This is a genomic window from Rhizobium phaseoli, assembly GCF_003985125.1.
Taxonomy (GTDB): domain Bacteria; phylum Pseudomonadota; class Alphaproteobacteria; order Rhizobiales; family Rhizobiaceae; genus Rhizobium; species Rhizobium phaseoli.
This window is the reverse complement of record NZ_ML133582.1, coordinates 85,787-98,670: the sequence shown is the minus strand read 5'-3', so window position 1 is coordinate 98,670 and position 12,884 is coordinate 85,787. Positions and strand designations below refer to the sequence as shown.

At 56.2% G+C, this 12,884-nt stretch carries 16 protein-coding genes; 9 read left to right on the top strand and 7 right to left on the bottom strand.

Features of this window, described 5'->3' with window-relative positions:
• Positions 1 to 31: 31 nt before the first annotated feature.
• Positions 32 to 469 carry a glyoxalase superfamily protein gene (locus EFD56_RS24290; RefSeq protein ID WP_183817425.1) on the bottom strand — a complete coding sequence of 146 codons (438 nt, stop codon included), beginning with the start codon at positions 467 to 469 and terminating at the stop codon, positions 32 to 34.
• Positions 470 to 820: 351 nt separating this feature from the next.
• Between EFD56_RS24290 and EFD56_RS24285 the strand changes: the two genes are divergently transcribed.
• Entirely contained in the window at positions 821 to 1,153 is a 333-nt protein-coding gene (locus EFD56_RS24285) for a hypothetical protein (protein WP_009999226.1), read from the top strand.
• On the opposite strand, the gene EFD56_RS33235 is transcribed toward EFD56_RS24285, so the two are convergent.
• Positions 1,104 to 1,349 (bottom strand): hypothetical protein, encoded by a 246-nt coding sequence (locus tag EFD56_RS33235; RefSeq protein WP_080711925.1) that lies wholly within the window; start codon positions 1,347 to 1,349, stop codon positions 1,104 to 1,106. The two genes, EFD56_RS24285 and EFD56_RS33235, sit on opposite strands and share 50 nt — an antisense overlap.
• 89 nt (positions 1,350 to 1,438) lie before the next feature.
• Between EFD56_RS33235 and EFD56_RS24275 the strand changes: the two genes are divergently transcribed.
• A complete protein-coding gene (locus tag EFD56_RS24275) occupies positions 1,439 to 2,305 on the top strand; it encodes a LysR family transcriptional regulator (RefSeq protein ID WP_126906509.1) in 867 nt (288 codons plus the stop codon).
• A 50-nt stretch (positions 2,306 to 2,355) separates the two neighbouring features.
• On the opposite strand, the gene EFD56_RS24270 is transcribed toward EFD56_RS24275, so the two are convergent.
• Complete coding sequence (locus EFD56_RS24270; protein ID WP_004672543.1) at positions 2,356 to 2,802, bottom strand: baeRF12 domain-containing protein; 447 nt, start codon at positions 2,800 to 2,802, stop codon at positions 2,356 to 2,358.
• Positions 2,803 to 2,961: 159 nt separating this feature from the next.
• Here EFD56_RS24270 and EFD56_RS24265 point away from each other — a divergent pair, with 159 nt between their 5' ends.
• From EFD56_RS24265 to EFD56_RS24255, 3 genes are all read left to right on the top strand, one after another.
• Positions 2,962 to 3,363 carry a DUF2177 family protein gene (locus tag EFD56_RS24265; protein ID WP_126906508.1) on the top strand — a complete coding sequence of 134 codons (402 nt, stop codon included), beginning with the start codon at positions 2,962 to 2,964 and terminating at the stop codon, positions 3,361 to 3,363.
• A 198-nt stretch (positions 3,364 to 3,561) separates the two neighbouring features.
• The gene (locus EFD56_RS24260) at positions 3,562 to 3,993 is read left to right on the top strand and encodes a pilus protein PilZ (protein WP_004672539.1); all 432 of its coding nucleotides are present in this window, start codon (positions 3,562 to 3,564) and stop codon (positions 3,991 to 3,993) included.
• Positions 3,994 to 4,064: 71 nt separating this feature from the next.
• Positions 4,065 to 5,177 (top strand): pyridoxal phosphate-dependent aminotransferase, encoded by a 1,113-nt coding sequence (locus tag EFD56_RS24255; RefSeq protein ID WP_126906507.1) that lies wholly within the window; start codon positions 4,065 to 4,067, stop codon positions 5,175 to 5,177.
• A 187-nt stretch (positions 5,178 to 5,364) separates the two neighbouring features.
• Here the strand turns inward: EFD56_RS24255 and EFD56_RS24250 are convergent, their stop codons facing one another.
• A complete protein-coding gene (locus EFD56_RS24250) occupies positions 5,365 to 5,634 on the bottom strand; it encodes a sel1 repeat family protein (RefSeq protein WP_004672535.1) in 270 nt (89 codons plus the stop codon).
• A 366-nt stretch (positions 5,635 to 6,000) separates the two neighbouring features.
• Here EFD56_RS24250 and EFD56_RS24240 point away from each other — a divergent pair, with 366 nt between their 5' ends.
• From EFD56_RS24240 to EFD56_RS24230, 4 genes are all read left to right on the top strand, one after another.
• The gene (locus tag EFD56_RS24240) at positions 6,001 to 6,414 is read left to right on the top strand and encodes a recombinase family protein (protein WP_245440635.1); all 414 of its coding nucleotides are present in this window, start codon (positions 6,001 to 6,003) and stop codon (positions 6,412 to 6,414) included.
• A 154-nt stretch (positions 6,415 to 6,568) separates the two neighbouring features.
• A complete protein-coding gene (locus EFD56_RS32760) occupies positions 6,569 to 6,745 on the top strand; it encodes a hypothetical protein (protein WP_164736864.1) in 177 nt (58 codons plus the stop codon).
• Between the two features lie 142 nt (positions 6,746 to 6,887).
• The gene (locus tag EFD56_RS24235; RefSeq protein ID WP_164736863.1) at positions 6,888 to 7,919 is read left to right on the top strand and encodes a SagB/ThcOx family dehydrogenase; all 1,032 of its coding nucleotides are present in this window, start codon (positions 6,888 to 6,890) and stop codon (positions 7,917 to 7,919) included.
• Complete coding sequence (locus tag EFD56_RS24230; RefSeq protein WP_126906504.1) at positions 7,912 to 8,931, top strand: SagB/ThcOx family dehydrogenase; 1,020 nt, start codon at positions 7,912 to 7,914, stop codon at positions 8,929 to 8,931. The genes EFD56_RS24235 and EFD56_RS24230 overlap by 8 nt, the downstream gene beginning before the upstream one ends.
• 51 nt (positions 8,932 to 8,982) lie before the next feature.
• Here the strand turns inward: EFD56_RS24230 and EFD56_RS24225 are convergent, their stop codons facing one another.
• The 3 genes from EFD56_RS24225 to EFD56_RS24215 form a co-directional block, all read right to left on the bottom strand.
• Complete coding sequence (locus EFD56_RS24225; RefSeq protein WP_126906503.1) at positions 8,983 to 9,846, bottom strand: hypothetical protein; 864 nt, start codon at positions 9,844 to 9,846, stop codon at positions 8,983 to 8,985.
• A 63-nt stretch (positions 9,847 to 9,909) separates the two neighbouring features.
• Positions 9,910 to 11,364: an argonaute/piwi family protein gene (locus EFD56_RS24220; RefSeq protein WP_126906502.1), complete on the bottom strand. Its 1,455-nt coding sequence runs from the start codon at positions 11,362 to 11,364 to the stop codon at positions 9,910 to 9,912.
• Positions 11,361 to 12,683: a DUF4365 domain-containing protein gene (locus EFD56_RS24215; protein ID WP_126906501.1), complete on the bottom strand. Its 1,323-nt coding sequence runs from the start codon at positions 12,681 to 12,683 to the stop codon at positions 11,361 to 11,363. The genes EFD56_RS24220 and EFD56_RS24215 overlap by 4 nt, the downstream gene beginning before the upstream one ends.
• Between the last annotated feature and the right edge of the window lie 201 nt (positions 12,684 to 12,884).

Here is a 12,884-nt window from a genome sequence, read left to right as displayed (position 1 = left end):
TCAGCCGGCCACAAAGGGAATTGGAGGCAATTTAGAGATCGAGCACCAGATGCGGCACGCCATTCGAGGTCTTCCTCGGAGAGACGCCGTCGGCATCGATCTGCGCGCTCACACGCCGGCGAAAGGCTGAAAAGCTCTCGAAGGTGACGACATCCACCGCTTCGTCGAAATGGATGGTGATCCTGTAAAGCTCGCCGCCCGGCAGGGCCGAGAGTGAGAGGATTTCGCCGGTGAACGGCTGGTTGAGATAACGGCCGCGAACATGCGCGCCGACGAAAAGCGGTGTTTTCGCAGCCACATTGGGTTTTGCGGCCAGCGCCGCAAGCGTATTCCAGTCGCGCGCGCCGTGCTGGCGGGCAATCATCTCGAGCGCCGCACTGTGGGTCAGCGCAGTGCCGCGATCGTTCATCGCCTGGCGCAGGCGTTTGGCCTGGGCCTTCAATTCGTCAATGCCGGGATAGGTCGTCATGGAGTGAGCCTTCGCAAGGCATGCTCTTCGACTGTGGATGGGAGCTCGCATTGCCGTCAGTCAGCATGCACAAGGGGCCGTGACCATGATCACGAGGGCTTCACCATGGATTTTCATCCGCGAGCGGCCGGTGCCTCGAACCGGCCTTTCTATGCGCGAAGGCCGCCGACATGTCAAGAATGGCCAATATCCCGCGGGAATGAACAAATTTGGGGCAAAACTGCCCAAAATCGATGCGATTTTCCGGCACTCTCCCGAGAAGACTTCAATCTTAACGATGTTCTTCAGCAGCTATCAGTAATCTCGTGCTAATTTTCTCATATGACAAGCGGAGGCTAAAGGGCCTTTCAGATGCACCTCGACACAGAACACCCCAAGCCGGAACGTGCTTACAGGGAATTCAACCTCGACAGGCCTGGCAACATCATCTTCGTCGGCCATCATCTCAGCACCGGAACGCAGGTGCGCTGCCTGATCCGCACGATCACGCTGGCCGGCGCGGTGCTTGAAGTCAGCCCAAGCCTGCAGATGCCGAGCCATTTCTTTCTCGAAATCCTCGGCATCCACGACGAGATCGGCGCCACCATGGTCAAGCGCGAAGATGAGCTGGTGACGATCAGCTTCAACATGCTGCTCAATCCTGAATTCCTGCACCACGTGCTGCGACTGAGCTTCGAAACCTGAGGCTTCTGTCACTCCGCGTCCTCTCGCGACGCGGCCGCGTCCCGCCTCTTCTTGCGGAGAGATACGCGATGATCGGAATGATCCAGAGAAGTCCGCGCCATTCCGGGCCATCGAGCGGATCGGCCATGGGATCGCGGCGCATGCGGCGATTGCGGGTTTCGACTTCCTCGAAGAGAACGACCCAGTTGAGAAGCATTGCCTATCCTCCATCTATTGCTGGAGCACCTGAGCTAGGCCTTCACGCGCTCCCTATGTAGAGGCGCTGGAGAAAGGGGGTTTTCATCGATGAAAGATGCGAGCTGGGACGATCTGCAACTCTTCTTCCACGTCGCGACCGGAGGCGGGCTTTCGGCGGCGGCAGCGCGTACCGGCCTCAGCGCGCCAACGATCGGCCGGCGCATGCTGGCGTTGGAACGGGTAACCGGCCGTTCGCTGTTCAGCCGCGGCCCCACCGGTTATTTGCTGGCCAGGGATGGTCAGGAGTTACTCGATCGCGTCCGGCTGATGCAGGATGCGGCGCAGGCGATCTCCGACTGGCGCGGCGAGGTGCTGATGCTGCCGATCGTCTCGACCGCCGCTGACAGCTGGACCCTGCGCTTCATCGCCGACCATCTGGCCGGCGTCTGGACGCTGAGCGACAGTTTCCGCATGTGCTACAAGAGCTCTGATGCGAGCGTCGACTTCACCTATCGCGAGGCGCATATCGCTATTCGCCACAGCCGGCCGGACAGCGGCAACGTCGCGATTCGCCGTTCGGTCAAAGTGGCTCACGCCGCGTACCAGGCGGCCGATTTTGCACAGAGCAACTGCAACTGGATTTCGCTTGGCACCGACATTGCCACCACCCCGGCAGACAAATGGACGTTCGAACAGCCGGATTATTGGATCACCGGCTGGACGAACACACCGCATATGCTGTTTTACCTGATCCGTGGCGGGGCCGGCCGCGGCGTGCTGCCCTGCTTCATCGGCGACCAGGAGCGCAGGCTCGTGCGCGCCGGGCCTGTGATCGACGATCTGCCCTACGAGATGTGGATCGTCGCGCATGACGACGAGCGGCAACGGCCGGAAGTGAGGACCGTCATCGACCGACTGGCGGCGCTGTTTGCCGATCATGAAGATCTGTTTGCCGGGCAGAGGCCGTCGGGGTGAGGTAAGCAGGAAACACAGGCCAGCCAGCCCACGCTCTTGATGCCTTTTTTTCACGCGGCGAGATGTCGCTCGATCTCGTCAATCGGCAGATTGGTATAGTCTTTCGCCAATTCCGCCGAAATCGCTGCCTGCGTCTCGACGCTGAGAGCCGGCCGCAAGGTGCCGAGCGCCTTCGGCGGCGCGATGAGGACGATCCGGTGCGCATCCTTTGCCTGGGTCAGCTCGTCCATTCGTTCCGCCACATGTTTCAGAAATTGAGCTTCGGCCTGCTCCTGCCAGCTCGTCTCTTCGACAGCGCTGCGGCTGAACCCATCGGCGGCATGGCTGCGGCCAGGCTTGTCGGCGCCGATTTCGCGATCGGGCTCGTTCGGTTGCGTCAGGGTTTCCAGCACTTTGAGGTTCATCAGTTGGGCATCGCCGGCATTCTGCATGATCAGGGCCTTGGCTCCATTGCAGACTACGACCCATGATTTCCCGGGAATTTTGACGTCGGTCATCTTCAACTCCTCGCTGTCGTCATCGAAGCGCGCCATGCTTCATCGATCAAGACAGAACGTCCAGCCATTGAAAGAGTTCGAGAAATTGTGCCGCAATCGATGAAGCGGCGATCCGCTCCGGCCTCGCTCTCGTAAAAGGTCAGGCTCAGGAGATCGACAATGAAGACAGCTCTGTTCGCTTATGCCGGCAGCCTCCTTTCCCTCCTCGTCTGGGATGGCATATGGCTTGGTCTTGTCGCCCGCAGCTTCTATCGCGACCAGCTCGGAGCGCTGATGCTGTCCTCGCCGAACCTTGCGGTAGCCGCACTGTTCTACCTTTTCTTCGCTGCTGCGGTGGTCGTGCTGGCGGTGCAGCCGGCATTGTCGGCAGGTTCGATCGCAACCGCTCTTGTTCACGGTGCCATTCTGGGACTGGCGGCCTATGGCACCTATGACATTACGAACCTTGCGACGCTTCGGAACTGGCCACTCGCCATGAGCCTGGTCGACATGGCTTGGGGCACGCTTCTGACAGCGTTGACCGCCGCCGGTGGATATATCGCCGCAAGGATTTTCGGCTGAACCGAACAGTCGGATATCAGCCGAGCGTCCCGATCGGAAACATCGACCGTCCCGCTTGGGCACAAATTTTAGACTCGTTAAAATTGTCATTTGATATTTGACGAATGTGCAAAACATTCATGTGAGCTTGGCTGGAGCAAGATCAGCTTGCACCAGGCCAAGAACCCCAACTGTGCCCTGCCTGACGGAGAATGTAAGATGACTATGCTCCGCGCTACACACCTTGCCACGGTCAAATCCGCCATTTACGACCTGCGCTGGGAAGAGTTCCACGTCAAGCGCCCCGCCCGTATTGTCGCCGTCCGGCCGTGCCTCACCGGCGTTTCGATGCGAAGCGCCGAGATCATCGATATCTCGCAGGGCGGCGCGACCTTCATTGTATCGACCACCGCCGGTCTGCCGAAACATTATTATCTCAACATCCTCGGTCTCGCCTATCGGATCGGATGTGCAGAGGTCTATCGTCACAAGGAACGTATCGGCGTGCGGTTCATCAACCTGATGGATCCCGACGTCCTGCGCCGCGTGGTGCGCACCGATTTCCTTGTCGGGAACATGGAAGCGATCGACGCACGGCGGGCGCCGATGTTCCGCCCGCAAGCCTCACCCATCGGTCAGCTGTCGAAATAATCTTGCTTGCCTTGGTCGTGACCCGGCCTATTGTTGCGCCACCGTCAACATGTCCGGGAAACTGCCTTCGCATGTCCGCCTTTTCGCGCTTCACAGCCCTTATCAGCGCCCTGCCCTCTACAGTTCCTTTCGTCGGCCCCGAGGCCATCGAGCGCCAACGCGGACGTGCCGTTCTGGCGCGCATCGGCGCCAACGAGAACGGCTTCGGCCCGGCTCCTTCCGTGCTTGCGGCGATAAGCGAGGAAGCCGGCAATATCTGGAAATACAACGACCCGGAAAATTTCGCGCTGAGGGAAGCGCTCGGCGCCCATCTCGGCACCTCCCCCGCCAATATCGCCATCGGCGGCGGCATCGACGAATTGCTCGGTCAGATCGTCCGGCTGGTGATCGAAGCCGGCGCGCCGGTAGTCACCTCGCTCGGCGCCTATCCGACTTTCAATTTCCATGTCGCCGGCTTCGGCGGCCGGCTGGTGACAGTGCCCTATGTGAACGACCGCGAGGATCTCGACGGACTGCTCGACGCCGTCAGGCGCGAGAATGCGCCGCTCGTCTATTTCGCCAATCCAGACAATCCGATGGGCAGCTGGTGGGACGCCGACAGCATCGTCGCTTTCGCCAAGGCACTGCCAGAGACGACGCTGATGGTGCTCGACGAGGCCTATAGCGAGACGGGGCCGGCAAATTCGCTGCCGTCGATCGCCGCGCTGATCGATCTGCCGAACGTCGTGCGCACCCGCACCTTTTCCAAAGCCTACGGACTTGCCGGCTCACGCACCGGCTACGTGATCTCGACGCCGGGCACGGCGCAGGCCTTCGACAAGATTCGCAATCATTTCGGCATGAACCGGCTGGCGACGGCCGCCGCGCTTGCCGCCCTCAAGGACCAAGCCTATCTCAGCGAGGTGGTCGGCAAGATCTATGCGGCACGGGAGCGGATCGGCCGCATCGTCCGGGCCAATGGCCTCGAGCCGCTACCCTCGGCGACGAATTTCGTGGCGATCAACGCCGGCCGCGACGGCGCTTATGCCCGGGCGATCGTCGACGGGCTGATGGAGCACGGCGTCTTCATCCGCATGCCCGGTGTGGCGCCGCTCAATCGCTGCATCCGCGTCAGCGTCGGACCCGAGGCCGACATGGCGCTGTTCGAGGACGCGCTGCCGCAGGTGCTGAAGGCGATCGGCTGATCAAGCATGATGCGAAACATGTGAGTGATTTTCGGAGGACGTCATCCGCTGGTATTTAACGAAGAACCGCGGCCGGTGGAGGATATCCGGCCGCGGTTCTCTTCTCCCGGCATCGGCGTTTCAAATCGCCCCGCCAGCCCCTCTTTCGAAGTTGTTATTTCTATCGAACCGCCCGCACGAGACGGGTTCAGTGAACCGTCATCCATTCGCGGGCAGCGCGCAACGCTTCCACGAGCTGCATCTTGTTCATGGTGGCGGCCACGTCGGCGCGAAGCTCGGCGGCGCGGTCGTTGCCCTTGATTGCGGCAATGTTCAGCCACTTGTGGGCAGCGACGAGATCGATGGCGCAGCCGCGGCCGGTCGCATACATCAGACCCATTTCGCAGAAGACATCGGCGCTGTTGTTGTCGCCACCCATGGTGGCCGTTTCAGCATTGTGCATTTCAAAGCGTGCCATCGGTTTTATCCCTGTTAGCCTGTTTATGACTTACCCTGTTTTACCTCCGGGCCTTGCCGTCTATCGCAGCTTGCGGCCCTTGCGGTCCGGCGGGTTTGCCCCGCTCGTTTGATGGCTTCACTATGCCAAACGGCCTTCAAAAAACGCCTAAAATGCATGATTAATTTGAGACAAACAAAGTGCAAACGCTTGGTAAAATTGGATTTTTGTTAAACATCGGATTCGTTGGGACTGAAGGGTTTTCGTTCAAATTTTACGAAAGATTCAGATTCGAAAATAAACCGATCGTTCATTATGAAATCAGCAGACGACAGGTTCGAAAGTTTGGGCCTCTGAAGGTCAGGACCTCACGCTGCCGCGAGAGCAATGATCGCTGCTGGCTGCAAGCGGATCTTCGAGGAGATCGTCTGCGGCGCCAAGAAGGACCGTCCGGAGCTGAATAAGATGCTCGACCACCTTCGCCACGGCGACGTCGTGGTCGTGGTCGTGGTCGTGACCAGGCTAGATCGCCTCGCCCGATCGACGATCGATCTCCTACACATCGGGGGAGAAGATCGAGGCGGCCGGAGCCGGGTTGAAGTCGCTGGCAGAGCCTTGGGCGGTTTCGACGACGGCGGCGAGAAAGCGACTGCCATCGCCAAGGAATACGGTGTTCAGGTCCGTTCCGTCTACCGCGCACAAGAAGTCATGGAAGGGCGTATAAAGCTTAAGAGGCATCAGCAGCAGCAAGTGACTGTGACTGGGTTCTTGTCTTCGAAAATGATGGATTTAATGCTCTGAGCCCGTCATGTTCTTGGTCAGTTACTCGTTAGTTAAATTGGACTATGGACAAAATCCGACTTAACTTATAACGTGTATTTAGCGAGATGTTCTGTTCTACCATTAATGGGAAGAAATTGACTTGTTTCGCAAATTTTTCTTTGGGAGAGAGCAAATGGCAGAAGAAAAAGGCCGAGAAGAACTTGTGCGTGTCTACCGTGACGCCAGCAGGAGTGATGATGTGATCATCGAGGTTCTTGGACAGCCCGTCGGCGCATTGAAGCAGATGAAAGCTGAACCTTGGAAGCTGTCAGAAAGCGCCAAGAGCACAGATACCGGTAAACCTTCCTGAACGGGGAGGCATCCCCGAAGTCAACACAATGTTGATCACCCATGCCGCTGTAAGACTTTTTCCGAGTTCGACGGCCGAGACGACTTGGCGAGTAACGAACCTTGATACATGTGTAGAGTATCGTTGCGGACGGCTCGCAACGATGCTGCTCATCGCTTTTGCAGACGGCGACGAAGAAGGATCGGTCACCGACAACTTCGTCGCGGAATACAGTTTTCCCCGGGACCTCGTTTTCGAGGCCATTGAGCGTCTGTGTGGCCTGGGTCTTTTGGTCGAAGGTAGCGACGAGTCGCATAGGCGGACGCAATCCCTACTCTCTGAGTGGGCAGCGTTCGGATGGGTTGACTCTGCCGACTATCATTTGGCAACCCGAAACTATCCCTTTGTGGATTATTCCGTCGACGGGCGCAAACTCGATTTCGAGCGAATGGTTTCCTACGTGCGGTCGGCGCCTGACCTCGAAAGAACTAAAGCATTTTCGAAAACAATACGCCGATACCCCGCTCCAACCACATCGGTAGCCCTATCTGCTCTCGATGAGCCATTCTCAACAGTTTGGCTTGGTCAGCCCGACTTGGAGCCTTGTACGCGGCAAAGATGCCTTCTGCTTTTGTCAGTCGTTTACGGGCAACTCCGGACTCGCTCCTTGGCGGATGACAAATCCCTGATGGCAGATGCGATAGGCAAAACGAGCCCATCGGGTGGATCAAGACATCCGACGGAAGCTTACCTGTTCGCATTTGGCGTCCGAAACCTTGAAAATGGAATTTATCACTTCAACGTCGCAGACAGCACACTCGATAAGATCAGGTGCTTCGATGCTTCGGCGGAGAACCTCCAACGCTTATTCTCCGGGCCATTGAGGGCGTCATTCAAGGTCCATGCGATCATCGTCATGACAAGCGTGTTTGAGAGGAGCATGTACAGGTATCGAGAACCACGGAGCTTTCGCGCGATTTATATGGATGTCGGACATTTAAGTGGCACTTTGGATGTCACTGCGAAAGCACTCCATATGAATTGTCTCGTTCAACATGGCCTCAACGATCGAGCTGTCGGAGAACTTCTTGGATTGGATTTGCTTACCGAGGGCGTGATCTACGGAGCGGCTATCGGAGGGAGTTCAAGTCCGAGCGTTTCTGAACTCAGCACCCTGAGTGAAACCAATGCGTAACTGGAAGCCTCTTCTCACGGTCCGACGCAATCTGATCGGCGGTAGTGGAGAGATCCAGATCAGCGACGCATTGAGCCAAACACGATACAAAGTGAGGAAGCGAGATCTTCTGGACGCCCTCGCTGCCTCGGGCGAACGTAGCGCCCTGGTGACGTCCTCCTTCGAGCAGCTTGGTTTGATCTCCCAAAACCCGGCTCACTTCGAAAGTGAGTACGAAGGAATTCAGCATTGGGTATCACGGAACTGGACCCTAGCGGTCAGTTATTATCTTTGGTCGATCCGCGATGACTTCCTAGACAAAGGAGAGGATTACGAACGTCTCAGATGCGATGCGTTGCAGGAGATGTTGAACGAGAGCGACTTACCTCTCCCTGCATCTATTCCATTGGATGAAGCAGTGCATCTGCCGAAGCCGCTACCACTGCCCTCAGGCGAGACGTGTGGCGAAGTTCTGTCTAAGCGTGTCACAACGCTAGTAATGTCTTCGAATGGACAACTAACCGCCGCGGGCTTTCACGGGCTGCTGCTTCACGGATTCTCGGTATCGCGTCCATATCACGTGCCCGATATTGAAGACCACATCCACAATATTCTCCACGGCGTTGGGTTCGCATTCGACCCATACATTGCTGTGTTTGATGTCGACGGTATAGAGGCAGGAATTTACTATTACAACATCAGTGAAGACCGGCTTCAGGTGGTAAAAAGGGGCAATTTCAGAAAAGAGGTTGCATCTGGCCTGATCGGACATGAGCAAGCGCATACAGCAAGCTGTACAATATTACTGACAGCTGATTTTTCGCGATTCCAATGGAGGTATCGGCACGAGCGAGCCCTCAGAAACCTGTATTTCGATGTTGGGCGTATGGCTCAATACTTGATTATCATCGCGACCGCCTATGGAATCAAAACGCATATAACACCTGCAACTGTTGATGATGCACTCGCAAATTTGTTATCCATTGATCCCGATGGGAGGCAGGTTTTCCACACGATTACGCTCGGCTTTTGAAATGGCCCCCTGAATTCTTCGACGCGATTGGGCGCCGCGATGGACCCAAGATTATTTTTGGATCAGATCAATTGGTTGGCCGCCAAGTGTTCCGGTGAAGACCTCCGGTGGCTTCAGCCATTGCTCATATGCAGCCGCACCAGCCTGAACGATACCGACCGCTGTGAGTGCGATGGTCAGCAGAACGATTCTCGTCTGAATCTTCTTGTTGTCGTTGTGTCGTCGCTCGTCTTCGAAATAGGCCGCCGCGGTGTTCAGCGCTTTAGGCGTTGGCCTGTAGCCCCCGTGTTCTCCTGCAGCTAGATCACCAGATTCTTGTAACGCTTCGATTATGAAGGTGTAATAGTTCATAAGCTCGTCTTTGTCCGGACGATGCACCCAACGGTTCGAATACAGGTGTGTCAGCAAACTTGTCGTTCGAATCTGGAACTTGCGATCTTTCACGGTTTCGGCCAGGACGTAATCCAGGACTTCAATTCGAGCCTGCCGCACAAGCGCTCTCTTGTTAAATCGCGATTGCAGGAAACGGTCATACTTCACAGACAGCCACGGCCACGGTGAGCAGCGGAGGAGGAGGAACTTCGGGATTCCAACGCTATAAAAGGTCGATCCTCGGTAGTAGTACTGAATGTAGAGTTGATAATCCTGCAATTCAAAAGTCGGAATAGTCTTGTCGTCGGTGAAATATCTACCGTCGTTCGACCACTTCCCTTGAAGTTGCGAACCTTCGAATTGCTCTAAGAGAAATTTCGCTTCTCCCTGCCTGTCGAGAAGATACGCCATGCAGATATCGTTACTCTTGGCGCCATCTCCTGACGTAGTCACCAAGGAGGATGTTCTTTTTGCCAAAGCAAGAGCAATTGCGCGCTTCATCGTCCATTGCCGCGCCCAAGCCGCTAATCCCATTGTCCCCACGACGTTTTCCTCGAGATCTTCTCTTTCCTCTACTCCCGTAGAAGACGATGCACGAGTACCGAGCTACATGTACCGGGCATAATCCGTGCTGGCCAAGTCATCGCCCATGTATTTCAACACCTCACCGACCTTACGGGCCGCTCGGATCGGGATTGGAAGCTTCTGATTCATCTGTGTGGAATTCCAATTGATCTTGGTGAGCGAGAGGACTTCCTTGGCGATCTGCGAGACGGTGCTATCACTCGACGAATGCGGGCACAGCAACAGCGGCCGAGGATCATACACCCCCGGATATGTTCCGTAGTATGGAATGCTCCCGTTTGTGTAGAGCAAGCCCTTTCCATCAAGTTCAACGAAGGTTCCCCGCATGACAGGGTAGTTGCCGTCACGGAGTATCTTGATTGATGAAGATTCCTGCACCCAGACAAGATCCTTCATTTCTGTCCCGACGCTCTCAAGTGCGTCGGTAATGCCATCCGCTTCTTCATCGCGAAATCGCGATGTCTTCAGCACAATCACACGAGCTGGGAAGTTCCGATGGTGGTTCTTGTAAGCCGTCAGGACGTCGGTGATCAGGTCACGCGCATCGTCCTGTGTCATGTATGGATGCCGCCCACGGCTTTCTGTCTGCGCCCGGCGGCCCTTCAAGATGAAGCCGCGGCCGCGCTCATCGAACATCTGGGCGGCACTGGTGAATAACTGTTGTCCGCCTACCTCGCGATAGAAGCTCACTCCGATGTAGCACGCAGAAAACTCGCCTTCCTGCGGCATCCTCCGCCAAGGGATGCGACCCGTACCCTTATAATAGACAGATGTAAGGAAATTCCACGTGCGATCTGCGGCATCCTGGACTTCTCGCTCGCTGCTTTCCTTCACCTTGCGCGGGATCGACGCTCGCTCGTCGAGGACGTCCTCCCATACGATCTGGGTCGCAAATCGGAACTTCATTGCCTTGGCTTTGAACATCCCACGGAAGTTAGGCGCATCAGATCCGCCACTGTCTTCAGGTTCTGTAGTACCGTCGGAGTCGACCTTCGCGTTCCATACTCTCTCAATCAGTGAGACTGGCAGCGCCACGATCGCTATGTCCGGTCGACTGTTGCTCTCGTCAATCGCTGTGAGCAACTGGATCAGTTCATCCACGGCCATCTCGACAGCTTTAGCGTTGTTCGGCTCCTTTCGGATGCGATCGATCCGGAACTGTGGAATGGAAGCGCAGGCGTCGGTTGCGATCTCGAACCTGCACCTGAATGGATTCTGATTCCCGAGGCCCGGGAAATCGGGGTGCATGTTGGGATGCTTTTCTGTCTTTCCAGCGATGCCTTGCGCCGCTGCATCAAGAAACTTTCCAGTGTCCTCGACAGTCTTGGCGCTGCCGACAACAGCGATTTTGATCGCATCACCGACAGGGGTTTGCAGCGGTCCGGCCATAAAGAGGCCCCGTCGGGGATCAGGATCTTGAAACCTGTCACCAAATTCCAGGTGCGGCTCATCGAAGATTGTCGACTGAAATTTCATGCGCGCTTCAATAGATCCGGCTTTTCTTCGCCCGGATCGTCCTTCTTCTGATTACCCCAGACGTCGTCAGGGACTTTCGTTGGCAGTTCGAGGGTCGGCGGCGCTCCAAAGGATATTCTCGGCTCTGGAACCGCCACTGCAAACAGATCATCACTCTTGGGCTCGAGGCTCGAAAGGAATCGATGCCACATGATAACCTGGCCCCTCAATGACGCGCTCTTATCCAGTCGCTTCTTCCCGGCAAGAAGGGCGTCGGGATGTGGGTGATAGGTGAAACCGTTTGTCGTGAAGACATAGGTCGGCTCGACGACGAGATACCATTCATCGTAGAAGCTCTCGAACCGAGGGACGAAGGCGTGATGGCGTACGAAAGCGATACTGCCCGCTACGCGCTTGCTCTCGATCGGATTCACAACGTCTGCTTCGGTCAGCTTCTTCGAGGATTCGTACTTGAAGACGCGCGTTGTGTATTCCGTCCTAGCGGCAAAATAGAAGCAGTGGCTCTCAGTGCTCCATGAGAGCTCGCCCCGAACTTGATGATCAAGAGTTTGGCGAAGGAGATAAGCGAACGTGTTGCGCTCGTTTACATCATCGTGGAAAGCAAGATGGGCAGTGTCGATCGCTTCGACCTGGTCGATATCCACGATCTTGCGACACACCGTCGTCCTTGGGTCATGGAACGACCAGAAGGAGCCGCCTTTAATAGCCCAATCGAAACGTGCGGGCTCGTCGTTCTGAAGGAGAATTGCGTTGGCTTGTCTAGTGTTGAACGAAGTCGTTGCGACGAAAACTTCGCCGGGGAGCTTCAGAGGCAGGATGTTGACCAAAGCCTCCTCGCCTCCGCCAAGGGGTGGCACATAGTATCCGAATCCCGCCTTCGGAACGGTGATGGCAGCAACTCGGTCTGCAGCATCATTGTCGAGCACGTCATCTTTCTTGCTAAAAGTAAGGCGACGTTCTTGCGCCTCTTCCCCTCGAGGGATCTCCTTCCAAAAGAAGCTCTCGTCAGATTCGCGGTAGAGAACGATGATGACCGGAAGATTGCTCGGGCGCCAATAGGCCAGATCCTCGCTTCTCAGGAGATAATGAAAGCCTTCCTCAGTTTCTCCGGCATATCTCCCCTCCTTTGTAGTCTTAACCTGGACCGCAATCATTTGTGCCAGAGGCTTTCCATCGGCCATAACCTCAGCGATGCCGTCGATCCCTGTTTCTAAGCGGGAACGAACATCAAACTGAAAGCCCATGCGTAGAAAGCGCAGCTTCGCGGCAGTTTCGCCAATCTCGCCTATCAACTGATTTTGAGTGACCGTTTTCGCCATAGCTGATCATAGAACGAGGCGTGAACATCTGCCAATGCCTTGTCGTCCTGATTGCACAATATTTCTACTAACGGTGGGTACGCGAACTACACTTAAAACGGCGCACGGCCCCTTGCGATCACTTTGCCGTTCGCGCATCCTGAGTTGCCAAATATTCATTATGCACCCTTTTGAGAAATAACGGTGCCTTCCGATCGGTCG

Coding starts and splice junctions, on each gene's coding strand:
- EFD56_RS24290 (WP_183817425.1), bottom strand. CDS start 469: ATGACGACCTATCCCGGCATTGACGAATTGAAGGCCCAGGCCAAACGC.
- EFD56_RS24285 (WP_009999226.1), top strand. CDS start 821: ATGCACCTCGACACAGAACACCCCAAGCCGGAACGTGCTTACAGGGAA.
- EFD56_RS33235 (WP_080711925.1), bottom strand. CDS start 1,349: ATGCTTCTCAACTGGGTCGTTCTCTTCGAGGAAGTCGAAACCCGCAAT.
- EFD56_RS24275 (WP_126906509.1), top strand. CDS start 1,439: ATGAAAGATGCGAGCTGGGACGATCTGCAACTCTTCTTCCACGTCGCG.
- EFD56_RS24270 (WP_004672543.1), bottom strand. CDS start 2,802: ATGACCGACGTCAAAATTCCCGGGAAATCATGGGTCGTAGTCTGCAAT.
- EFD56_RS24265 (WP_126906508.1), top strand. CDS start 2,962: ATGAAGACAGCTCTGTTCGCTTATGCCGGCAGCCTCCTTTCCCTCCTC.
- EFD56_RS24260 (WP_004672539.1), top strand. CDS start 3,562: ATGACTATGCTCCGCGCTACACACCTTGCCACGGTCAAATCCGCCATT.
- EFD56_RS24255 (WP_126906507.1), top strand. CDS start 4,065: ATGTCCGCCTTTTCGCGCTTCACAGCCCTTATCAGCGCCCTGCCCTCT.
- EFD56_RS24250 (WP_004672535.1), bottom strand. CDS start 5,634: ATGGCACGCTTTGAAATGCACAATGCTGAAACGGCCACCATGGGTGGC.
- EFD56_RS24240 (WP_245440635.1), top strand. CDS start 6,001: ATGATCGCTGCTGGCTGCAAGCGGATCTTCGAGGAGATCGTCTGCGGC.
- EFD56_RS32760 (WP_164736864.1), top strand. CDS start 6,569: ATGGCAGAAGAAAAAGGCCGAGAAGAACTTGTGCGTGTCTACCGTGAC.
- EFD56_RS24235 (WP_164736863.1), top strand. CDS start 6,888: ATGCTGCTCATCGCTTTTGCAGACGGCGACGAAGAAGGATCGGTCACC.
- EFD56_RS24230 (WP_126906504.1), top strand. CDS start 7,912: ATGCGTAACTGGAAGCCTCTTCTCACGGTCCGACGCAATCTGATCGGC.
- EFD56_RS24220 (WP_126906502.1), bottom strand. CDS start 11,364: ATGAAATTTCAGTCGACAATCTTCGATGAGCCGCACCTGGAATTTGGT.
- EFD56_RS24215 (WP_126906501.1), bottom strand. CDS start 12,683: ATGGCGAAAACGGTCACTCAAAATCAGTTGATAGGCGAGATTGGCGAA.